The organism is Anaerovirgula multivorans (assembly GCF_900188145.1).
GTDB classification, from domain to species: domain Bacteria; phylum Bacillota; class Clostridia; order Peptostreptococcales; family Natronincolaceae; genus Anaerovirgula; species Anaerovirgula multivorans.
In genome coordinates, this window is the sequence record NZ_FZOJ01000002.1 from 288,556 (window position 1) to 312,292 (window position 23,737).

Consider the following 23,737-nt stretch of genomic DNA (forward strand, 5'->3'; position numbering starts at 1 on the left):
CACATCCTTTAGAATCCTCTATCAATATTATCATCATCTCCTAAAATGGATTTTAATATGCTTTTAAAAACCGTGTTTTTTGCTAATACTAGACTTATGTTAATGCTATGAAACATCAAATATTGGAGTTGTAGCTATGTTCGGTATTCCTTATCATATAAAATTAAAAAAAGAAATATGGATATTATTATCCTCTATACTAATCATACATGTAGCCGCTTATTTAATCGTACCCATTTTTCCTATTCTATTAAAAACAGCAAAAAAACTAAACCCCTCTGAAGTAGGCTTAGTTATTGGTGCTGGTTCTCTATTTATTCAGTTGGGCAGCATTATTGCCGGAATCATAGCAGATCGTCTAGGAAACAAGCTTACGATTGTCATAGGAAATGCCTTACAATTCACAGCTCTTTTTGGCTTAGGGTTATCTACTTCCACTATTCCTTTAATTATCTTCTCTAGTCTAAATGGTGTCGGAACAGGTATCTATATCCCTACAACAAAGGCTGCTATTTCTTATCTTGCCACACAGGAAGAAGCAACTACTGCCTTTTCGCTAAGAGCAGTGGCTGCTAACATAGGGACCAGCATTGCAGGAATTTTTGTTTTGTTTTTTGCAACAAATTTCAACTTTTATGCAGGAGGAATCGTTTATGCTCTTCTAATGATTATATCTTGGATTTTCCTACCAGCAGGCTGTGGAGATCAGCCCTGTCCATCGCTACCTCTGAAGAATTACATCAATATATTCAAGGATAGAACCTTCATCATTTTTAGCCTTATATCTGCTTTAATGTGGGGAATTTATACACAATTGGGTTTGCTGCTGCCTCTAAGGGGAGAAGCAATACTAGGAAGTGTAAATAGAATAGGAATAATCTGGACAATAACCAGCATTATTGTAATTATACTACAGCCACTTATTTCTAGAAGTTTTTTAGAGAGGTATTCTCCCATTGTTTCATTAACGATTGGAACGATTTTGTTAGGCATTGGGATTACTTTAATCGGCTGGGCTACCACCTTTACCTTTTTAGTGATTTATTCCATTATCTTTATTTTAGGTCAAATGTTCATGATGCCTACCTTCGACAATGTCACAAAATTGATTGCAGATCCTAACCTATTAGGAGCTTACTTTGCAGTAGCCAATTTTGCATCTGGCGTTGGAGGAGCCTTAGGGGCCTTTGCAAGTGGGAGATTGGTGGATGTTTATGGTATTGTAGATTCTCCTGTCCCTTGGATTACCTATGGAGTACTAAGTGTTGTTACTGTATTGTTGTTGAAATTACCTATCATGCAGAAGATCACTAAAATCACATAGAATCAATATAGATAAAAACTATATGTAGACATGTGCTTATATATTTTAATATACTAAAGGGCTACATTGGCAATCCTTAGCTACGTCTTATCCTTCGGTGTATTGCTAGACTCCCGCTTTAACCAGCAGGAATCAAGCACTACATCCTCAAAGTAAATCCGGCTACAATTCAAAGGGAAAACCCGCCCTTCTGAATTAAGTCTCATTTTATAGCCAAGGGGAAACTGTAGACCCGTATATTAAAATCAAAATATAAAGACACATATATTGTCGTATTCTAATAAACCTTCACAATGTTATAACCTATATTTTGCAAAGCACTAATAATTTCATTAACATGTCTGTGTCCATTTGTTTCAACCGTTACTTCAAGCTGGGCCTCCATAAATCGGTTGGACGCTTTAAATTGATTATGATCAAGTTTGATCACGTTGGCACCTAAGTTTGCCAAAACCTCAGAAATTTTTAAAAGTTCTCCAGGTTTATCAGGCAAATTAACAGAAAAGCAGAAAATCCGTCCGCGGGACACAAGTCCTTGATTAATCATGGATGATACAGTTAAAACATCTATATTACCACCACTAACTAAACAGATGATCTTTTTATTTTTTTCTTTGATTTTTTTCAATCCTGCAAGAGATAATACACCTGCATTTTCTCCAATTAATTTTTGATTTTGTAAAAGTACTAGAAAGGATTCCATAATATCAAAATCAGAAACTGTAACTATTTCGTCTACATATTTTTGTATAATAGAAAAGTTAATATCTCCAGGAGCTTTAACTGCAGCACCATCGGCAATTGTATTTACTGTATCTAGACAAGTAAGTTTGCCATAATCCATAGATATCTTCATGGCCTGTGCACCTTCAGGCTCTACACCGATAATTTTGATAGCAGGGTTTATAGTTTTTGCAGCTATAGCGATACCACTAATAAGACCTCCGCCACCAATAGGAACCAATATACAGTCTACCGCCTGTAACTCCTCTAAAATTTCAAGAGCAATTGTACCTTGTCCCTCAATTACATCCAGATCGTCAAAAGGATGAATAAAAAGATAATTGTTTTCTACTTGCAACCTACGGGCTTCTCCATACGCTTCATCATAGCAGTTTCCAAATAACACAACATTTGCACCATAACTTTTGGTTGCTTCCACTTTGATAAGAGGTGTTGTTTTAGGCATTACAATAGTCGCCTTAACACCTAATTTTGCAGCCCCATAGGCTACACCCTGCGCATGATTACCAGCAGATGAAGCAATAAGTCCTTGTTCCCTTTCCTTTATAGATAATTTCGATATTTTATTATAGGCCCCACGAATTTTAAAGGCACCAGTAATTTGCAGGTTTTCTGGCTTTATATAAACCTCATTGCCTGATTCGTTACTAAAAACAGAACTGTATATTAACTGAGTTTCTTTTATAATACCTTTTAGACGTTCTCTAGCATCTTGAAATTGCAAACAATCTATAAACTCATCACCTTTTACCAATGTATGATTATTTAAGTTAGACATAAACTTGTTCCTCCCCGAAATTTGATAATAAAAAAAGCTCCTCCATGAAAGATCATTCTTTCAAGGACGAGCATTACCCGCGGTACCACCTTGGTTGTATTCATATAAAATAAACACCTCTTTTTCAGTTCAATCAAACCTAAGTCTTTAACGAGACTAATCAGTATCTTCTACTAATTTCAAATTTATCTTTTTATGTTGGAAGATACAGCTCAGGAGTGATTTGTATTTATGTACAGTATCGGTTTTCAGCAAACACCGACTCTCTACAACTGTTTTCAATAAATACCATTCTCCATCTTCGCCTTTATTAATTTTTATGAATTTTCTAATATAATAGCATAATCACCAGCAATTGTAAAGAAAATTTAGAATATAAGTAGTTGCCATCTCTTCACGGTTTTTCTATTAAAAATCAATTCGATATCTAGTAAAAAACTCCTTTATCAAAAAAGATCTAGAAATTCCTGTATCAGTTTTTGGAGAAGAAGCTAGGTGGTAACTTCACAAGTAGTGAGATTATTCATGGGTTACGGGGTATGAACTTTTATGAAATCATCGGAGACGGATATATACCTACCTATACGCGCACTGATTTCACAGATGCTCTACATGAGGCATTTGGTTTTAGAACAGACTATCAGATAGTAAGTACCAAACAAATGAAAAAAATTTTTAAAGACACAAAAAAATAAAAAAATTACTCACTTTTAACAACATATAAAAAAGCTTGCCCCCCTATTTATAAGGGATTTCAAGCTTTTTATTTTCTTCAACTGTCAAAAACAGGAATGTGATTTATTAATCAATAGAACCGTCCCTGTGATTTCTTATCCATCATATACACCCCTTTACTTTTTATTTTTAGCTATAAAATGATCTATAGCCTTCATAACAGACTCAGCTAATATACCACTTCCTATTGCTAAAGCATCTTCATCAATATTAAATTTAGGATTATGCCACTGATAAACACATCCCTTTTCTTTGTTGCCTACTCCTAGCCAATAAAAACATCCTGGGGCTTTTTCCATATAGATAGAGAAGTCTTCACCCCCCATTGAAGGGGTAGGATCTACAATGCCCTCTAGGGTGCATATTTCTGATACAACAGCAGTCCCCAGCTTATACATTTCTTCTTCATTGATTACTGCTGGTAAATCAAATATATATTCTAATGTGGCCTCAGCCCCATAGGCCCTTGCACTATTCTCTATATTTCTTGCTAGCAAACTAGGAAGCTCCTTTCGTAACTCTTTACTAAAACTTCTTACAGTACCCGTCATTTTTACTTCCTCAGGTATGACATTGTTGGCAATTCCTGCATTGATGGTACCTATAGATACGACTGCTGCTTCTAGAGGATTGACATTTCTGCTGACAACACTTTGTAGTCCCATAACAATGGCACTGGATGCCAATATAGGGTCAATGGTTCTATTGGGAATAGCACCATGACCTCCAACACCCTTTACTTGAATTCTAATGGTGTCTACAGCTGCCATTAATCCCCCTAGCTTTACACCTACTTTACCCCCTGGAATATCTGGATGGTTATGTAAACCAAACACTGCATCTACCTTAGGGTTTTCCATAACTCCCTTTTCTACTAATAGTTTAGCACCCTTATTGACTTCTTCTGCTGGTTGAAAAATGAATTTTACATTCCCCTTTATTTCATCTCTTAGTTCTGACAAAATCATGGCTGCTCCTAAGAGTGAGGTAGTATGAACGTCATGGCCGCAGGCGTGCATAACACCTTTTACCTTTGATTTATAGGATACATCATTTTCTTCAGAAATTGGCAAACCATCAATATCTCCTCTTAGGGCAATAGTTGGTCCCTCTTCTTTTCCTCTCAACAAACCTATAACGCCTGTTTCTATATCTATATTAACTATTTCTATATTGAATTTTTCAAGGATTTCCTTTATTTTTTCTGTTGTTCGATATTCTTTAAAGCTTAATTCCGGATTCATATGTAAATCCCGCCTAATTTCTACAAGTTCTTCTTTGTATTTTTCCATAAGAGATCTTACAGACTTCATAAGGCATACCTCCATTCCATTGATTTTAATGAATATTTCTTAGTGAGAATAGCCTTTCTATCAAATAGATTATCAGATCCTCTTCTTACTTAAAGTAGCCAGGATAAAGAGGAAACCTTGAGCTTAACTCCAGTACTTGAGATTGAATTTCCTCCAAAGCTTCATGTCCTTTAATGCCTTCGGCTACCTTATTCATCATATGACCTATCTCTTCCATTTCCTTTTCCTTCATACCCCTTATGGTCATAGCGGTTGTGCCTATTCTCACACCACTGGTTATCAATGGTTTTTCAGGATCAAAAGGAATCATGTTCTTATTAACGGTTATTCCAACAGCTTCTAACGCCTTTTCAAATTCAGCTCCAGTTAAGTTTTTAGGTCGTAAATCCACCAATAATATATGATTGTCTGTACCTCCGGTTACAATTCTAAAGCCATTTTCTTTTAGAACCTCAGCTAGTTTTTGGGCATTTTTTACTACTTGTGCCATACAATCTTTAAACTCTTGACTCATGGCATGTTTAAAGGTATAGGCTTTGGCTGCCATGACATGAAGATGCATTGACCCCTGGGCCCCTGGAAATGTAGCTTTATCCAGTGTTTTAGCATATTTTTCTTTGCAAAGGATAAATCCACCTCTTGCTCCTGCTAGGGTTTTAGTAGTAGTAGAGGTTACAAAATCTGCATAGGCTACTGGACTTGGGTTAACCCCTGCCGCCACTAGACCTGCCACATGGGCCATATCCACCATAAAATATGCATCTATTTCTTTTGCAATGTTGCTGATCTTTTCATAGTCTATCACCCTAGGGTAAGCACTGGCCCCTGCAACGATAAGCTTAGGTCTATGTTGCTGGGCTAACTTTGCAATTTCTTCATAGTCAATTTCCTCTGTTTCTCTATTTAAACCGTAGGAAACAAAATTATATACTTTGCCAGAAAAGTTGGCACTGCTACCATGGGTGAGATGTCCCCCCTGGTCTAATCTCATTCCCAATACTGTGTCTCCTGGATTTAATATAGCTGTATAGACACAGTGGTTAGCGTTGGAGCCGGAATGGGGCTGGATATTGGCGTGCTCCGCCTCATACAATTCCTTTGCCCTTTCAATGCCTAATACCTCTGCTTTGTCAATGACTTTGCTTCCTGCATGGTATCTTTTGCCTGGGAAGCCCTCCATTGTTTTATTGGTCAGTATACTACCCTGTAATTCTAAAACCTGGGTTGGTACATAGCTTTCAGATGCTATCATTTCAATGCCCGTTCTTTGACGTTGAAGTTCCTCCTCCACGATGTTGTATAAATCCATGTCTTTTTCTTTAACAGTATGTAGCATATTTATCCCTCCATATTATATTTTGAATATTGTAAATATTTTAAATTCATTATCTCAAATAATCTCCCTCTTTTAAATTAACTATATTGACTATTTATTGAACAAATTTGCCTTTATTTATTTTATATTCTTCGTAAAACAATTAAGAGACCATAGAAATTTAACCTATTAAATCCCCATGGCCTACATGATGTTTTTTTAACACAACAGGAATTATCCTCCATTGGTCTTAAATCCTTTAGGTGTAACCCCCATAATCATTTTGAAGTTTTTGTAGAAATAATTGAGATTGTTGTAGCCAACCCTATCAGCAACTTCTTTTATAGATAATTCAGTATCTGTTAAAAGTTCTTTTGCCTTTTCAATTTTCATTCTATTTAAGTAAAAGATAAAACTAACACCAAAGTACTTTTTAAACATTCTAGCAATATAGTTGGGGCTGGTATGAAACCTCTTTGCAGTTTCATTTAACTGAATGGTTTTATAATAATTATTATTAATATAGGTCAATATTTCGTTAAAAAACTGATTGTCTGTATAATTGTAATGTAAAACCCGTTCTATTGTTTTCTTAAATTGCATTGGCTCAATGGGTTTTAAAAGAATATCCTTGGCCCCTAATCTTAAAGCAGCCTGGGCGTATTCAAAGTAATTATAGGCAGTAATGACAATAAACTTGATGACTCTTATATAATCTCTATTTATTTTTTCCATTACTTCCATACCATTGTATCCTGGCATTTCAATGTCCAAGAAAACAATATCTGGCTTTAAATGGAAAATCAACTTTACAGCCTCATCTCCTGCAGTAGCCTTTCCTATTACCTCAATTGGGAAACTATATTTATTAATCAAATGCTTTAATAACTCACAGGATAGTTCTTCATCATCTACAATAAGTGCAGTTTTGATAATAATCCCCCCCTACGAAAGGCTTATGATTCTCAAAATTTTTAAACCCACTTAGTTGGCAAAACAATCTTAACAGTAGTTCCTTTGTTATATATACTTTGGACTTCAAATGTGAAATTTTCTTGATACAATAGTTGAAGTTTAGAATAGATCATCACTAATCCACTAAGGGGCTTTTCTTTATCTTCCCTACTTAGTTTTCTATTCAGTTCTTCTATATTTTTATCCTCTATTCCACAACCATTATCTCGGATTTCTATCCATATTCTATCTTTGTGGCCTTTTGCTATGATATGGATATGCATTTCATCCTTTTTATGCTGAAATCCGTGAATAAAAGTATTTTCAACAATTGGCTGTAGACAGTTAAATGGAACATGAACCTTATCTACTTCACTTGAAATATCAAAATCTACCCTTAATTTATCACCATGCCTCAATTTTTGCAACTGTAGGAAGATGTGTAACTGATCTATTTCCTCCTTCAATTTTACAAAATTATTACCTGTCTTAAGTGTATATCGAAACATTTGAGCAAGATGTATGATAGATTCATAGGTTTTAAAGGCATCTTCCTTTACTGCCATTCCAGCAATAGCATTAAGGGTATTAAAGAGAAAGTGGTTATTAATTTGCATGTTTAATATCTTTCCCTCAGTAGATTTTAAGGATTCTTCAAGCATAAGTTCATTTTTAATAATATCTTGGATGATTTCTTCTTTTTTGTTTAATGCCATTTCAGCTTCTTTAAAGATATAGTAGTAGGCAATGTTTTTGCTTAGCTTTTTCATTTGCTGTAATATAGCAATCATTGTTCCTTTAGGTACCACTTGTATGGCGTCATAAGAGGAATCCTGCAAATTATCTTCTTTGTGGCTTTTATGAAGGCTCGGTAATTTGTCTTTAGATGTCCTTATATGTCCCCCTATGATTGTACCAATGGATTCATCATTACATAGAATCGGTAGATAAAAAACAGTAATTCCATAGGCACAAACATTGGCTGACAGTTCTTTATATTGACGAGGTCCCCATTTATCTTGAACTTTATATAAACAGCAATTTTTTATATTGGTATTTACACCACATGTTTTTATGCAAAAATATGGAAAATCCTTGCCTACAATAACGGCCTCTCCTTTTTTATCTAGGATGGTGATAGGTATATGAATCATATCAACAGCTTCATCATATAAATATTTTATTTCATCATTGATTATAATAGGTACCTTCTGCTTATTCTTAAGGTTAAGGAGTTTTTTAATCCTAGCTTCTATAAAACTATTGTTTTCTTGACCAGCTGGTATAGATATAACTAATTGTTTTATAGGCTCCTCGCCAATGTTCATAGTCTCATGAACTGACCCTGCTTCAATGTGGAAAAGGGCTCCAGGTTTTATCCTAATGACTTCCTTCTCTAATAAATGCTCTCCCTCTCCAGATAAGACATATAAAAATTGTTCATTGCCATAGTGGATATGCTTATTTTGCCTTCTTCTTGGAAGAATCGTTGCTACGCCAATATGCATGACATTTGAGGAATTCATAGACTCTGGCTCGTATATCCATTCAATTTCCCCCCAATCAAACAATTGAAGATTTTTTCTATTCAAAGATATCACTCCTGATTGTATTTCTGCAATTATTTTAAACGCTCATCATTCCCTAGACTGAAGATGAAACCTGAATTTCCAGCACTTCTTTGCCTCCTACTCCATTAGGTTAGGTTTCTATGTCATAGATCCTCTATCTGCTTCATATATATTAAATAGTTTTACACAAAAATCTATTACTATCATTATAGCATAAGGAAAAATCCCTGCCATTAATAAATATACTATTCTGGCAAATCTGACAAAATTGTTGATAAATGAGGGGTATGAATATTTATACCCCTTATTTATCCTCCTTTTTCTCTATATCATGACAAAACCTCCTGGATTTTCAGGAGGTTTTTGTTATAGCCTTTTATTTTATCCGGTATACCTACTACTGGCATAGCACCGCCAATAGCTTCATAAATATTTCTAGCTGTTCCATCACCTCCTGCAAACAATAATAAATCTATATTTTGTGACAAAAGTTTTTTAGCTATAGCAATTGTATCTTCTGAGGTCGTACTGCCATCTTTACACTTTCCTATAACCTTTGTTTCAAACCCATATTTCAATGCTATATTTTCTCCCATATCACCAACTGCAGTAAAAATTACAAATTCATCCTTGATATCCTCTAAGATTTTCAACGCCCTTAATGCTCTTAAAGGAGATTGGGGAAGGGCACCTAATGCCCTAGCCTTTTCTACAACTCCATCTGCACCTTTTAATCCTACTCTTCCACCCATTCCCGCTATGGGATTTACGATTAATCCTAGTTTTTTCAACATAAACCCCTGACTTTATGTCTAGCAATAATTTTTCTATAAAAGAATTTACTCTTTATTCTGCTACAGTCTTTTTTAAATAACTTCTCCAGGTAATAGCCCCCTCTTTTGGATCGTCTAGCCCCGATTCATCTACCAGATGAATTACACTATTATGAGGTGCTGTTTTTACAATTTCAGGATTTTCATAAGCTTCTTTTACAATATGAGCCAAGGTTGCAATATACTCGTCTAAATCTTCCTTAGACGGTGTTTCTGTTGGTTCTAAGGTTGCTGGCTCTGGTACATAGTAAGGATGGTGACTGGTCCAATAATGCAAGCCGAAATCTAGCATCCTTCTCTGAATGTCTCCTGAAGTAACCCCTGTTTCTTTTGTTAATTTTTCTAGTGTATATCTTACTTGTTCTATCCTTTGCTTGTCTTTACTATAGGGGGCATCTATTCCAGAAATCTCTAGAAGCTTTTTATATAAATAGTTGTTATTTAAAACAGCTACCTTTGCAGCCTCATATAGTCCTTCTGCTCCCATGCTTCTTATCCATGCATAAGCCTTTAGTATAACCGGTGCCACACCATTAAATATTTTAACCCGCCCAATACTCTTTGGTACATCATAATTTAGATAGTATTTTTCTCCGTCATAGTCGATCAATGGCGCCGGCATAAATTGTTCCAATTCTTTTACTACTCCGAGATCACCCGAACCTGGTCCACCACATCCATGAGGCGTCCCGAAGGTTTTATATTGTAGGGTTCTCCTGCATAACCGGTTAAAAATTCTCCTCTTGAGTTGATTTCATCACAGATAATATGTTAACAGTTGGAAGCTATTGCCTCCACAATTTTTCCCCATTTCAAAATTTCACAATTTAAGTTAATTATTTACATAAGACCCACTCCATGCTATAATTAGTCAAAATACGATCTTTTTTGACAATTATCGACATTAAAACTTAGGAGGGAGTTTAGATGAATAAGGAAAAAGCATTGGTCAATCTAAATAATATTAAATTGCAGGATGTAATTGATATTGAATTCTTGCAAAAGTTTCAAGATGACTTTGCTACCGCTATAGGTTTAGCAAGTGTCACTGTTGACACAGAAGGAAACCCTCTAACGGAGCCTAGCAGATATACTCAATTTTGTAACTTTGTGCATTCTACCGAAACAGGAGACAACCGATGTGCAGAATCTCATCGTAAAGGTGGAGAAGAAGCTGTTCGTTTAGGTAAGCCAGTCACTTATGAGTGTCATGCTGGATTAATCGACTTTGCAGCACCCATCATGCTTGAAGGAAAGTTAATTGGTACGATTTTAGGGGGCCAAGTGCTAGAAAGCTTCCAAAGCGAAGAAAAATATAAACAAATTGCTTCTGAAATCGGTGTAGGAGAGACAGATTTTGTAGCAGCTGCTAAACAAATAAAAAAAATGTCAAATACGGAAATTCTTGCTGCCGCAGAAGTATTGTATTTTGTCGCTAACAGTATGGCAAAAAATTGGTATCATGAACTTAAATTGAAAGATGCTACTTACATATTAACTGAAAATCTAAATCAAATTGCTGCTACCATGGAACAACTTGCAGCATCGTCACAAGAAGTAAATAGCACACAGAATAAACTCAATAGGGAAATTGAGAATGTCAATACAATGTCTGAGCAAATCAGTGAAGTTCTTGAATTTATTAGAGAAATTGCAGATGAAACTCGAATGCTTGGTTTGAATGCAGCTATTGAAGCAGCAAGAGCAGGAACCGCTGGTCTTGGATTTGGAGTTGTTGCAGAAGAAATACGAAAGTTATCTAGTGAATCAAAACAAACCGTTATTAAAATCAAATCCTATATTGATAATATCCAAACTTCTGTCAAAAATACAGTGCAAATCGGAAATACCACTGCTACAGTAACAGAGGAACAAGCTGCTGCGGTACAGGAAGTAACTGCAAGTATAGAAGAAATAACCTCTTTAGCAGAAAGCTTAAATGAACTTGCTCATAGTAGTTAGTCTATTTTATTGTTTAAACTATTGAATGACTAAAGGATCGGAGGTGCTCACATGTCAAGTGTTCAATTTATTATATTTGAATTAGAACAACAACAATATGGTATTGAAATAGATTTCGTAAATGGTATAAATAAATTAAAGGATTTCAAAATTTCCAGCATTCCCAATTGTCCTGATTTTATCGAAGGGATCATTAATCTAAGAGGTAAAGTCATTCCCCTATATAATTTAAGAAAACGTTTCAAATTCCAAGATAGCACGATTCGTAAAGATGATGAAATACTTATCGCTATTGTAAATGATATTATGATTGGACTCATCCTAGATGAAGTAATTGACATTGTTAGGATTGAGGATACTGATATTGAACCTACAAGTGCTCTGTTTTCTACTAATATTGTTAATAACTTCATTTCAAGTATTGCTAAAAAGGATGCTCAAATGATTATTATTTTAAATGTGGAAAAAATCTTAACTGTGAAAGAACAAGATCTCATTGCTCCATTAATTCAAAACAAAGAAACAGAAGCAGTCAATACTTAGTGAACAATAGTGAGGGACGGCTCTTCCAAACCGTCCCCTGTCATGTTTTTACCTAGCTTTTCTTTTTTATACTTGCAATAGCTTCCAGTACTTCTCTGCCAACTTCATATTCTGGTGCAATCTCCACTGAACGTCGGGCGTATCTTTCTGCCTTCTCTAAATCATCTAGATTTAAATGGGTGACAGCTAAGTCACACAAGATAACGGGATGATTTAGGTCATAGGCCAAAGCTTTTTTAAAGAATCTTAGAGCCTCATCGTAACTTTCCTCTCCCAATAGTCTCGTCCCTAATCCTTCATAGGCTTCAATAATATGAAGCTTTATTTTCTCATTTTTCTTAGCTTCAGGGTATTTTAAAATTAAATCCTCGAAGTATTTAACGGAATGCTGATATTCTTCTTGTTTATTGTATTTTATCCCTTGCCACATTAACTGGTCTATTTCATCCTGGGACTTCGTTTCGGTAATGGTATCTCTCATTCTCCTATACGGGTTGTTACTTTTATTTTTTAAAGATAGCTCAAATAATCTATTGGATAATGCCAACATTTCCTCTAGATTTTTTAGTTTATTAATATAACCCTTTGGAATATTGTTATATCCCAAATATGCACCAGCTAAGGACAAGGCTAAACTGGCCACTGTGTCGGTGTCATTGGCCATCAAACACTGCTTTAAAATTTTTTCATAATCGTTGGGGCTTTTTAGGAATACCAAGAAAGCATAGGGTAAAGACTCCAGTACATAGGCTCCACTTCCCCATTTTTCTCTAATTTCCATTACATCTAAATCCTTTTCTATAGCTTCCATTAGCTCTATGCTTATTCTTGTATAAAGGTTAGCAATTTGATTATTTTCTCTAGTACGATAAACCTTAGTTTCTATCCCCTTTATGCTCCTTCCACAAACACTAATAAATTTGTATAGATCCTCTTTACTTTTTAAGCTAAAGGGAGGAATATTTGTTAAATAGGCTATAGCAGTGCTGTGGAGAACACTAGATGCAATAGCCATCTGATCCATATGGGTGATTGCTGCCTGAATCCCTGCCATCAATTTTAAAGAAGTAAAATCCCCGTAATTAATCAAGGCTATAGGAGCACAACGCATAGCTGCACCATTGCCAGCAGATTCTCCTCCACTTTTATACCATTCGATTTTACGGTCACGATAATTTGCAACAAATTCTCTAGTCGTATTACCCATTTGAGTAATAGGCTGCCGAATAAATCGATTTGCCATGTCCTCAGGATGAAACCTCTGATGAATAATAAGGGATTCCGCTAGCATAATGGTCATTTCCGTATCATCGGTGATGTTGAGAGAAACAGAATATTTATCACCCTTCAGGAAATTATTGATATACTCAATCTCACCTTGAAGCTGCCCCTCTAAATGACTTCCATAAGCGTCCCCTAAGGCAAGACTTACCATGGCTCCTTGAATCTTGTCCCTATATTCTACATTAGATAATGGAATCAAATTAATCACTTCATTGTAATCCATAAAACCCGGCATCTCTGCTTCTTCTATTAAAAAATTATAAAGTTCATCTAATGATAATCCATACATAATCGTATCCCTCTTTTAAAAGATTTCTTTTCAATTATTCTATATTAAGATGAGATTTCTCTGCTATTCTCCTTCAAGTATATCTCTTGACTTTTTATTTTTCAAGTGATATATTAGAGAAAATGAATAGAGCCTTTAATTCGGTCCGAGAGACAGAGAAGGATAAAGCTAAGTAGAACTATAGCTATGTTACTTATACCCTTCAGTCTTGAACCGAAGGGTTTTATTTATCTCGGCACCTTTAATTTAGTCCAGCGAGACTAAAAAGGGAGTGAAAAACTCCCAAATACAAAACAGGGAGGAATAAAAATGGAGTTACAAGGAAGACATCTTATTGATCCTAACGATTTAACGCTAGAGGAAATTCAAACAATTATAGATCTTGGCTTGAAAATCTATAACAATCCAACTAATTATGCAGAACTATGTAAAGGAAAAATTTTAGGTACGCTATTTTATGAACCTAGTACCCGTACTCGATTAAGCTTTGAATCCGCAATGCTGAGAATGGGGGGAAGTATTTTAGGCTTTTCCGATGCCAGCACCAGCTCTGTAAAAAAAGGAGAAACCGTTGCTGATACCATTCGAGTTATGGATGATTATGCTGACATTTTAGTCATGAGGCATCCTCGCGAAGGCGCTCCTAAGCTGGCTTCTCAATTTTCTACTGTACCTATCATTAATGGTGGTGATGGTGGTCATCAGCATCCTACTCAAACCTTAACAGATCTTATTACCATACAATACTACAAAAACGAAATAAATAATCTTAAAGTTGCCTTTTGCGGCGATCTATTGTTTGGTCGTACTGTCCATTCTCTTTTAAAAACCTTAAGTAGATATCCAAATATGAGCTTTATATTGATTTCTCCTCCAGAATTAAAAATTCCCTATCATTTAAGAGACGAAATCCTTCAAAACCATAATGTGGAAATTATTGAGACCCATTGCCTTGAAACTTATATGCCAGAAATCGATATACTTTACATGACCAGAATTCAGAAAGAAAGATTCTTTAATGAAGAAGATTATGTAAAGTTGAAGGATAGCTATATTCTCAATCGTGAAAAGCTTCAAAGTGCTAAAGAGGATATGTTGGTTCTGCATCCGCTTCCCAGGGTAAATGAAATTAGCTATGATGTTGATCAAGATCCTCGAGGTAAATATTTTGATCAAGCGAAGCTGGGTGTTTATGTAAGAATGGCCTTAATGGCACTACTTTTGGGGGTGGTTGAATCATGTTAAAAGTAACAAGTATCCAAAAAGGTATTGTAATTGATCATATTACATCTGGAAAAGGCTTGAAAATCTTTCAAAAGCTGAACTTAGATAAAATGGATACACCCGTTGTATTGTTAATGAATGTTCCAAGTCAAAAGCTAGGGAAAAAAGATATTATAAAAATACAAGATTATGTAGACATAGATTTTACTATATTAGGATTAATTGATCCAAATATCACAATAAATATTATTGAAGATGATAGAATTGTTAATAAGAAGGATATAGTAATTCCCAAAAAAGTAACTGGAATGATTAAATGCAAAAACCCTCGTTGCATTACCTCCATTGACGATTATGTGGAACCAGAGTTTACATTGGTACCGAACGGTAAAATCCAATATCGTTGTAGCTATTGTGAGGAATTGACGGAGTATAAGCTATAACAACAAAGGGACATAGGTCCCTTTGTTGTTTTTCTGTTTATAGACTACTATTCATTTTTATGCTTTTTAATCGTTTCATAATATTGTTTTGACCTTTGCCAAAATAATCATGTAATTTTCGATATTCTTCAAACAATTGATTATAAATCTTCACATTTTTCTCAATAGGTTGATAGGTCTCATCTTTTAATTTAGCCATTTTATTAGAAGCCTCCAACATACCATCATATCCCCCCTGCTCTTTCCCTGCAGCTAAAGCTGCAAAAATAGCTGCGCCTAAAGCAGGAGCTTGATCTGAGTCTGCAATTTTTATAGTCATCCCTGTAATATCTGCATATATTTGCATCAGCATCTTATTTTTATGGGATAATCCTCCACAAGCTACTAATTCGTCAATATCAACCCCTTGGCTTTTAAAAGCATCAATAATCATACGTTTTCCAAAAGCCGTTGCTTCAACTAATGCTCTGTAAATCTCTTCAGGCTTTGTTGCCAAATTTAATCCAACAATAAAACCAGTTAAATCTGCATCCACAAGTACGGAACGGTTGCCGTTCCACCAATCAAGAGCTAATAATCCATGCTGACCTGGTTTCAATCTAGATGCTTTTTCTTCTAACAGTTGATGTATATTCACACCTCTTGCCTTTGCTTCCAGATAATAAGTTTCTGGTACACAATTTGTTACAAACCAATCAAAGATATCTCCAACCGCCGCTTGACCTGCTTCATAGGCAAAATAACCAGCTACTGCTCCATCTTCTACAACACCGCTTACACCTTCTACAATTTTTTCTTCTTCACTCAATACAATATCACAGGCGGATGTTCCCATAATCATAAGCATTTGACCGGGTTTTACAACACCACAGGCTGGTGCCGCTACATGGGCATCAATCACTCCAACAGCAACCGCTATGCCTTCTGTCACCCCTAATTTGCTGGCCATCTCAAAGGTTAAGGTGCCTGCTGCTGATCCTATTGGCAAAATTAATCCTGATAATTTTTCTTCTACTAAATTCTCCAGTCTGGAATCTAGTTCCTTTAAAAAGGATTTTGATGGATAACCTTTGTGTTTATGCCATAAGCCTTTATATCCCGCATTACAACTGCTGCGAACCAATTCACCGGTTAGTTGCATCACTGCCCAGTCGCCAGCTTCAACAAATAAATCACACGCCTCATATATTTCTGGTGCTTCTTCTAGTATTTGCCACACTTTAGGCAGCAGCCATTCCGACGAAATTTTGCCTCCATATCTTTCCAATAACGCTTTCTCTTTATATTGAGCCACTTCATTAATAAGATCTGCATGTTTTTGAGCTGCATGATGTTTCCATAGCTTAACCCAAGCATGTGGATTGTCTCTGAATTCATCTAGCTGACAAAGCACAGTGCCATCGGCTTTAATAGGCATCATTGTACAAGCCGTAAAATCAATACCTATCCCAATAACTTGTTGGGGATCCACTTTCGATAATCTAATGGCTTCAGGAATCCCTTCCTCCAGAACCTTTAAATAATCTGTGGGGTCCTGCAATGCCCAATCTGTACCAAGTGTACGATGGGAATCAGGAAGTCTATTCTCTATCACACCATGGGGATAGGTAGTAACAGTACTGCCCATAATTTCACCTGTGTTTACATCAACCACTACTGCTCTTCCAGAAAGCGTTCCAAAATCAACACCAATTGTATATAAACCCATTTTTTCACCTCATATCATTTTTTGTATAATGGCCCATAGGTTTGACAAGCTCTGTAATCGGCAGCTTCTAAATCAACTGTGCCATAGGCAGCCCATGATTTAGGTCGAAAAATATTTTCTTCATCAACATTATGCATTGACACAGGAATTCTAAGCATGGAAGCTAAGGTAATCAATTCTCCCCCGATGTGGCCATAGCTAATAGCTCCGTGATTGGCTCCCCAATTATTCATCACCGTATATACATCTTTGAAGGCGCCTTGCCCTGTTAGTCTAGGTGAGAACCAAGTAGTTGGCCAGGTTGGATCTGTCCTCTGGTCTAATATATCATGAACATCTTTAGGCAAATCTATGGTAAATCCTTCTGCAATTTGAAGTACTGGACCCAATCCTTTCACCAGATTAATTCTTGACATGGTAATAGGCATACCACCTTTGGTTAAAAAGGTAGATGAAAAACCACCACCCCTAAAATACCCGGCATTTGCTGGACTGAATTTAGTTGCTGCTAAACAGTTTGTTACATCTTTTTCTGTAATATCCCAATAAGGCTTCATAACAGGCTGACCCTTTGCATCCACCTGCTGGCCTGTACCGTCTAAGCAGGTAGATCCAGAGTTGATTAAATGAATCATTCCATTAGCTGCTAACCCTTTTAGCTTGAACCCTGTTACTCTTTCTACAGCTTCTGGACTCCAGTAGGTTCTAACATCTGAAAAGATTTGAGCTGTTCCAGTCAACAGATGTCCAAATAACATGGGTATTGCATTTAAAGTGTCATTTTCTGTAGCCATAATATACGCCTGACGTACTCCATTCCAATCAAAAGAGGAATTTAAAATAGTTTCCATAAAATCTCCATTGGGTCTAAAATCTGTCCATTGACGTTGTCCTTGGAATCCAGCAGCAATAGCATTATGCCCTTCCGCTTCCTCAGCAAACCCCATAGCTTTCAGTTTTTTGTTTCCCACCATTAAATCTCGGCAAATTATGGCCATTTTAACAACATATTCCCAGTCCCTATCTAATTTTTCTCTTGAAAATTTAGAACCCTCAGGATTTCTATCTTCTCCTTCAATACAATGCTTTTTTACCCATACTAAAGCTTCTTCGTATTCTTCATGATCATAGATACCTTCTTCAATACGTCTGGCAATCTCACTCATATCTACATATTCATTTCGCATTCCTAAATAATCATTGAAAAAATCGGGATTCACAATAGATCCAGCAATACCCATTGACACACTTCCTATGGCTAAGTAGGATTTATCTTTCATGGCAGCTGCTGCTAAACCAGCCTTAACAAATCTCAAAATCTTTTCCTGTACGTCCTCTGGAATTTCCTCATCCCCTATATCCTGAACATCTCTCCCATAAATACTAAACACCGGTAATCCCATTTGATCATGTCCAGCTGCCGCTGCTGCCAGGTAAACTGCACCAGGTCTTTCTGTTCCATTAAATCCCCAAATTGCCTTAGGTCTTGTAGGATCCATATCTATAGTTTCTGTACCATAACACCAACAGGAGGTAACTGTTAGAGAAACACCAACCCCCTCTTTTTGAAATTTATCCTCACAACGAGCTGCTTCTGCAACCCCACCAATCCCTGTATCTGCAATGACACACTCTATTTTCTCACCACTTGGATGCCTCAGGTTTTCTTCAATCAATTTTGCTGCTCTTTTAGCCAAATTCATAGTTTGTTCTTCCAATGATTCTCTTACTCCCCGTCTTCTGCCATCAATCGTTGGTCTGATACCAACCTTTGGCAATCTACCATTAAGTCTAAATCCTTCCTGCATTAGGATTCCCCCTTTTCATTCAAGCGTATATTTTACACCTTTGATATGCTTTAAAGACTATAATAATCTATATATCTCTTCACTTTTCTTTAATAACAATTTACTGTATTTTTCAATAATTTCGTCTGTCATCCTTAAAGAAGGTCCAGTTATACTCATAGCATACCTTACTTCTTCATTCCTGCTTTTAATTGGAACTGCAACACATCGAATTCCATACTCATGCTCCATATTATCAATGGCATACCCTCTATTTAATGTCATTTCAAGCTCTTTCAGCAATAATTGCTTATCCTTTATTGTATTAGGCGTAAATTGTTTGAGTTCTCCTTTAAGTACAGCTTCAATCTCTTCTTTTGGTAAAAAGGCAAGTATAGCCTTCCCTATGCCAGTACAATACAGGGAGGCTTTAAAACCTAAAGCCTGCCCTGTTCTCATGGAATTTGCTGGATATTCGGCCTCTACATAAACTACTTCATTTCCAGACAGCGTCCCAAGAAAAACGGTTTCTCCTGTTTCTCCACTAATTTCCTTCATAAAGCCCTTAATTACCTTGATCATGTTGTTACTTAAATAATATACATGACTTAACTCCAAAACTTTTGCCCCAAGCTTATATTTGCCACTAGAGCTGCTTTTACGTACAAATCCACATTGCTCAAAGGTTTGCATAATATTATGGACTGTACTCTTAAGATACCCACTCAATTCTGCAATTTCCGTAATACCTCGCTCAGCATGCTCTGCATCAAAGTAATCTAATAATTTTAAAGCTTTATAAAGGGATTTTACCTTTGGTTCTATTTCATTTTGCATAAGTTAACCTCTTTTCATTATTAATGAACTTTTTTCATTTATCGTATACTTATGCTTTAAAATTGTCAACCTCCAATCTTCTCTCTCTTATAAAAGCTGATATAATCGGGGCAACAAGAGACAGCACTGACACACATATGAAAAACAAACTAATTGGTCTCGTAAAAAATATAGAGATGTTTCCCGATGACATAACCAATGCTCTCCTCAGATTGCTTTCTGCCAGTGGTCCTAAAATGATACCAATAACAATTGCAGACATAGAAAAATCAAATTTGATTAAAAAGTAGCCTGCAATCCCAAAAAACACCATCACAAAAACATCTATCAAGCTATTATTAATAGCAAAAGCACCTACAAAAGTTAAAGTAAAAATAATGGGAATTAAAATCTTCTTAGGAACATTGACTACCTTCACAAAAAGCCTAATACTAGAAAACCCTAAAATACCCATAATAGCATTGGCAACAAATAATCCTAGGAATATAGCATACACTTTAGAGGTATGTTCCGTAAACAATAGAGGTCCTGGCTGTATCCCTTGCACCATCAAAGCTCCAAGTATGATAGCTGTTGCACCGTCTCCTGGTATTCCCAGTGTCAGCATTGGCACAAATGCCCCACCACTTACGGCATTGTTACCGGCTTCTGGTGCTGCAACCCCTTCAACCGCTCCTTTTCCAAACTCATTCTTATGCTTTGACCAACGTTTGGCTTCGTTGTAGGAAATATAAGAAGCAATATCGCCTCCGGTACCGGGTACTGCCCCTATAAATGTACCAATGAAGGAGGATCTTAGTACAGTAAAAAAAATACGTTTCAAGTCAGCTATAGAGGGAAATACTCTGTCTAATTTGACATTATATTTAACAGCTTCTTCTCCATAAGCATCTTCCACGGTTAATAGTGCTTGAGAAAATGCAAATAAACCTATCAGGACGGGTACAAAGGAAATTCCCCCCATTAAATATATGGAACCAAATGTAAACCGTAAATGACTCGTCATGGAATCAATTCCTATGGTGGAAATCAGTAAGCCAAATATGCCCCCCATCATACCTTTTATAATAGACTTTGAGGAAACACTGGTGATAATGCTGATACCAAATATGGCTAAAGCAAAATATTCAGGAGCAGAAAATTGTAAAGCAACCTTAGCTAGTAATGGAGAAACAATCATTAGACAAGCTGCACTAAACAGGCCTCCGAAAACAGAGCTGAAGGTGGATATTCCAAGTGCCCTCCCTGGTTCGCCATTTTTTATTGCCATTGGGTAGCCATCTAATGTGGTGGCAGCTGATGCTGGCGTTCCAGGAGTATTTAATAAAATAGCAGAAACAGATCCACCATAAATGGCTCCACAGTAAATACCAATTAACATTAAAATACCGCTCATTCCTTGAAAGGCAAAGGTTATAGGAAATAACAAGGCGATCCCCATGTTAACAGATAACCCTGGCAATGCTCCAACAATAATGCCAACCAATGTGCCAAAAAGGATTAAGCTTACATTTTCTATTGTCACTACATTTTGAAAAGCTAGTATTATATTCTCCATATGTTAACCTTCCCTTATCTAAAAAATATTGGTTTTGGCAATGGTATATTTAGAATCAAAACAAAAACAACATAAATAAATGTTGTAACCAATAAACTTGTGGTCACCATATATTTCAAGCTTCTGACCTCCAGCAAATACATAACGGCAGGAATAAATAATAAAGTTGCTATAACAAAACCAAAAAAGTATAAAATAACAGTAAAGGCTATGGTTATACCCATCAATTTATATACTCTTTTTATGGGCACCGTTAAAAGTACCATATTTTCCATCATAGATGTTTTTTTTGTAGTTAAAGTGCTAATCACAAGAATTAAAGAAAGACCTATTAGTACTGCTCCTAATAAACCTGGCCATAAACCGGGACCTGGGGCATTACCAGCCTTTTGGGGAAAGTCTTTAGACAAATAAATAAAGGTTCCCCCAATAATGGTGGTTACACAGGCAATAATATAACTCCATTTTTTCAATGAACTGTCCCTCCTTCGTTGAGTAGATGGGATGGTTTGTATAACCCTGATAAGATTTTTTATCTTATCAGGGTTAAAATATCCTTACTTATTGAACATCTACCATTTTTAATAACTCACCATAATACTTGTGATCTGCTTCCATCATTTTATAGACTTCATCTCCCGTGATATCCACCGGTGAAATCCCTTGCTTGCTTAAATATTCTTTAAAGGCTGGATCATTGACAGTTGCTTGTGCTGCAGTAACTAAATAGTCTACAATTTCCTCAGGTGTATCTTTTGGTGCAACAAGGGCTGCCCATGCACGAATACTAAAGTCAAAACCTAATTCCTTAAAGGTTGGTACTTCTGGGAAAATATCCGTTCTCTCATCTGCCATCACAGCCAATATCTTAAGAGCACCTGCATCTACCTGTGCCTTTGCTGCTGAAGGGGAGGACATAACTGCATCAATATGCCCACCTACTACTGCTGCAATTGAAGGAGCGGTTCCTTCTGAATAAGGTACATGAGTTAATTCAATACCAAATTGATCTTCCATTGCAACTGCTGCAAGATGCCAGATTGCTCCTGTGCCGGAGTTACCAACCTGTAGTTCTCCAGGGTGTGCTTTAGCATAATCAATAAATTCTTGCAATGTTTGATAGGGTGCATCTACAGGTACAATCACCGCCGCAGGGTCAGCGATTGGCGCGGCGATTGGAATAAAATCTTCATAAGTAACAGGACTTCGGTCTAAGTGTGGAAACATAGCTAGCTCTACAGTTACCATCCCAAGCGTGTAACCATCTTTCTTTGCATTTGCTGTCTCTACCATACCAGTGACACCATTTCCATCGGGCTTGTTGGTTGGTACAAAAGTAGCTCCTTCAGCATGCTCCTTCATATACTGAATTAATCCTCTGGCAGTTATATCTGTTCCTCCTCCTGGAGATTTTGGAATAATGACTGTTATTTGCCCCCCTTGAGGATACTCTTTACTTCCACATCCCGTCATAATTAGTGAAAACATCATAATTACAGCAATTAAAATGATACTTTTTCTTTTCATGTTCATCCTCCCTTTTATCTTTAATTTCATATCAATTAATAATATTTTAATTACTTCACCAAGCTAGATATTGGATATTCCTTAGATAATTTCTTTGAAATATTTCTCAACTGCTGAACCTCTAATTTATAGGTTTCGGTCAATTCATTTGCATTTTTCGTACGACTTTCACAGGAAATCTTTTGGCCCTCCAACTTCATATAGTACTTTGCATTCACTGGATACAATTGTTTTTCAATTAATGCACACATACTAAGAATATTTTGTAATTCAGAAGCCTTCTCTGGACTTTTATCCCAGTTATTACATAACCACACATATAAATCAGGATGAAAATTTGCCATGACACCACTGTACCCGTTGGCTCCTATTTTTAAAGACGCTAACAGTGTTGCTGTATTTGCATTAAATAGCTTTAATCCAGTTCCCTTTGTTTTTATTAACTTCTCCTTTATGTTCTCTAAATCACAGCTAGTGTCTTTTAAAAAGGTAAACCTACCTGTTTCAGCACACCATTTCATTAATTCAGAAGATAATACTCTTTTATATGGGTAAGGACATTCATAAAATCCAAGGGTAATCTCTTGCGGAATATCTTTTAGGAATTCTTCTAAATTTGCTTTCCATATATCATCTGATTCATGCCTTGCAGCAAATCTGTTTGTAATTAGAACAACTGCTTCTATCCCGGTCTCAGCCATACGATTGACTTCTTCCAATTGACTATACAAATCCTCTGATATATGACCTGATGCAATCACAGGCACCTGCCCATTCGTAATCTTTTTTACAAATTTTGCTATTTCAATTCTTTCTTCAAGAGATAATTTAAACATCTCACTTGATTGACAAACTGCAAAAAGACCAGCGACACCATTTTTTATGTACCAAGCTATAAGATTTTCTAATGCATTATAATCTACTTTTCCATCTGAAAAAGGTGTAATCATTGTGGGCCATACTCCATTTGGTATATAATTTTTCATCTACTACTAACACCTTTCGTCA

The 23,737-nt window shown here is 36.1% G+C and carries 20 protein-coding genes, 1 pseudogene and 1 other annotated feature; of the genes and pseudogenes, 6 read left to right on the forward strand and 15 right to left on the reverse strand.

All coding sequences use genetic code 11. The annotated features are described in order from the left end of the window. Positions 1–136: 136 nt before the first annotated feature. Positions 137–1,324 (forward strand): MFS transporter, encoded by a 1,188-nt coding sequence (locus tag CHB72_RS03505; protein ID WP_089281483.1) that lies wholly within the window; start codon positions 137–139, stop codon positions 1,322–1,324. 277 nt (positions 1,325–1,601) lie between these two features. On the opposite strand, the gene ilvA is transcribed toward CHB72_RS03505, so the two are convergent. Further along, complete coding sequence (ilvA, locus tag CHB72_RS03510) at positions 1,602–2,846, reverse strand: threonine ammonia-lyase (RefSeq protein WP_089281484.1); 1,245 nt, start codon at positions 2,844–2,846, stop codon at positions 1,602–1,604. 59 nt (positions 2,847–2,905) lie between these two features. After that, positions 2,906–3,157: a binding site (T-box leader), on the reverse strand. Between the two features lie 156 nt (positions 3,158–3,313). On the opposite strand from ilvA, the pseudogene CHB72_RS03515 reads away from it, so the two are divergent. Continuing rightward, positions 3,314–3,541 (forward strand): annotated as a pseudogene (locus CHB72_RS03515) (IS1634 family transposase); the annotation flags it as partial. A gap of 156 nt (positions 3,542–3,697) precedes the next feature. Here CHB72_RS03515 and CHB72_RS03520 read toward each other — a convergent pair. The 6 genes from CHB72_RS03520 to CHB72_RS03545 form a co-directional block, all read right to left on the reverse strand. Beyond that, the gene (locus tag CHB72_RS03520; protein ID WP_089281485.1) at positions 3,698–4,894 is read right to left on the reverse strand and encodes a M20 metallopeptidase family protein; all 1,197 of its coding nucleotides are present in this window, start codon (positions 4,892–4,894) and stop codon (positions 3,698–3,700) included. Between the two features lie 85 nt (positions 4,895–4,979). Continuing rightward, positions 4,980–6,230, reverse strand: a complete 1,251-nt coding sequence (locus CHB72_RS03525) for a serine hydroxymethyltransferase (RefSeq protein WP_089281486.1) — start codon at positions 6,228–6,230, stop codon at positions 4,980–4,982. Positions 6,231–6,443: 213 nt separating this feature from the next. Beyond that, complete coding sequence (locus tag CHB72_RS03530; RefSeq protein WP_330396972.1) at positions 6,444–7,148, reverse strand: response regulator transcription factor; 705 nt, start codon at positions 7,146–7,148, stop codon at positions 6,444–6,446. A gap of 35 nt (positions 7,149–7,183) precedes the next feature. Next, entirely contained in the window at positions 7,184–8,755 is a 1,572-nt protein-coding gene (locus tag CHB72_RS03535; RefSeq protein WP_089281488.1) for a histidine kinase, read from the reverse strand. Between the two features lie 308 nt (positions 8,756–9,063). Then, the gene (locus CHB72_RS03540) at positions 9,064–9,528 is read right to left on the reverse strand and encodes an ATP-NAD kinase family protein (RefSeq protein ID WP_089281489.1); all 465 of its coding nucleotides are present in this window, start codon (positions 9,526–9,528) and stop codon (positions 9,064–9,066) included. Between the two features lie 52 nt (positions 9,529–9,580). Continuing rightward, positions 9,581–10,201, reverse strand: a complete 621-nt coding sequence (locus CHB72_RS03545; protein ID WP_207652481.1) for a PLP-dependent aminotransferase family protein — start codon at positions 10,199–10,201, stop codon at positions 9,581–9,583. A gap of 293 nt (positions 10,202–10,494) precedes the next feature. On the opposite strand from CHB72_RS03545, the gene CHB72_RS03550 reads away from it, so the two are divergent. Both CHB72_RS03550 and CHB72_RS03555 read left to right on the forward strand, forming a co-directional pair. Then, the gene (locus tag CHB72_RS03550) at positions 10,495–11,529 is read left to right on the forward strand and encodes a PocR ligand-binding domain-containing protein (RefSeq protein WP_089281490.1); all 1,035 of its coding nucleotides are present in this window, start codon (positions 10,495–10,497) and stop codon (positions 11,527–11,529) included. Between the two features lie 51 nt (positions 11,530–11,580). Further along, complete coding sequence (locus tag CHB72_RS03555; RefSeq protein WP_089281491.1) at positions 11,581–12,072, forward strand: chemotaxis protein CheW; 492 nt, start codon at positions 11,581–11,583, stop codon at positions 12,070–12,072. Between the two features lie 52 nt (positions 12,073–12,124). Here CHB72_RS03555 and CHB72_RS03560 read toward each other — a convergent pair whose 3' ends face one another. Next, positions 12,125–13,645, reverse strand: coding sequence for an ADP-ribosylglycohydrolase family protein (locus CHB72_RS03560; protein ID WP_089281492.1), 1,521 nt, complete (start codon positions 13,643–13,645; stop codon positions 12,125–12,127). Positions 13,646–13,954: 309 nt separating this feature from the next. Between CHB72_RS03560 and pyrB the strand changes: the two genes are divergently transcribed. Both pyrB and CHB72_RS03570 read left to right on the forward strand, forming a co-directional pair. Beyond that, positions 13,955–14,890 (forward strand): aspartate carbamoyltransferase, encoded by a 936-nt coding sequence (gene pyrB / locus CHB72_RS03565; RefSeq protein ID WP_089281493.1) that lies wholly within the window; start codon positions 13,955–13,957, stop codon positions 14,888–14,890. Continuing rightward, positions 14,884–15,312, forward strand: a complete 429-nt coding sequence (locus CHB72_RS03570; RefSeq protein ID WP_089281494.1) for an aspartate carbamoyltransferase regulatory subunit — start codon at positions 14,884–14,886, stop codon at positions 15,310–15,312. The genes pyrB and CHB72_RS03570 overlap by 7 nt, the downstream gene beginning before the upstream one ends. Before the next feature lie 37 nt (positions 15,313–15,349). Here the strand turns inward: CHB72_RS03570 and CHB72_RS03575 are convergent, their stop codons facing one another. The 7 genes from CHB72_RS03575 to CHB72_RS03605 form a co-directional block, all read right to left on the reverse strand. Beyond that, positions 15,350–17,020: a ribulokinase gene (locus tag CHB72_RS03575; RefSeq protein WP_089281495.1), complete on the reverse strand. Its 1,671-nt coding sequence runs from the start codon at positions 17,018–17,020 to the stop codon at positions 15,350–15,352. A gap of 14 nt (positions 17,021–17,034) precedes the next feature. Beyond that, on the reverse strand, positions 17,035–18,828 hold the full coding sequence (locus tag CHB72_RS03580) for an L-fucose isomerase (protein ID WP_089281496.1): 1,794 nt from the start codon (positions 18,826–18,828) through the stop codon (positions 17,035–17,037). A gap of 57 nt (positions 18,829–18,885) precedes the next feature. Continuing rightward, positions 18,886–19,644, reverse strand: a complete 759-nt coding sequence (locus tag CHB72_RS03585) for an IclR family transcriptional regulator (protein WP_089281497.1) — start codon at positions 19,642–19,644, stop codon at positions 18,886–18,888. A 49-nt stretch (positions 19,645–19,693) separates the two neighbouring features. Beyond that, a complete protein-coding gene (locus tag CHB72_RS03590) occupies positions 19,694–21,202 on the reverse strand; it encodes a tripartite tricarboxylate transporter permease (RefSeq protein WP_089281498.1) in 1,509 nt (502 codons plus the stop codon). Positions 21,203–21,216: 14 nt separating this feature from the next. After that, positions 21,217–21,675, reverse strand: coding sequence for a tripartite tricarboxylate transporter TctB family protein (locus CHB72_RS03595; protein WP_176431174.1), 459 nt, complete (start codon positions 21,673–21,675; stop codon positions 21,217–21,219). Between the two features lie 88 nt (positions 21,676–21,763). Then, entirely contained in the window at positions 21,764–22,729 is a 966-nt protein-coding gene (locus CHB72_RS03600) for a tripartite tricarboxylate transporter substrate binding protein (RefSeq protein WP_089281500.1), read from the reverse strand. A gap of 50 nt (positions 22,730–22,779) precedes the next feature. After that, positions 22,780–23,715: a dihydrodipicolinate synthase family protein gene (locus tag CHB72_RS03605; RefSeq protein WP_089281501.1), complete on the reverse strand. Its 936-nt coding sequence runs from the start codon at positions 23,713–23,715 to the stop codon at positions 22,780–22,782. Between the last annotated feature and the right edge of the window lie 22 nt (positions 23,716–23,737).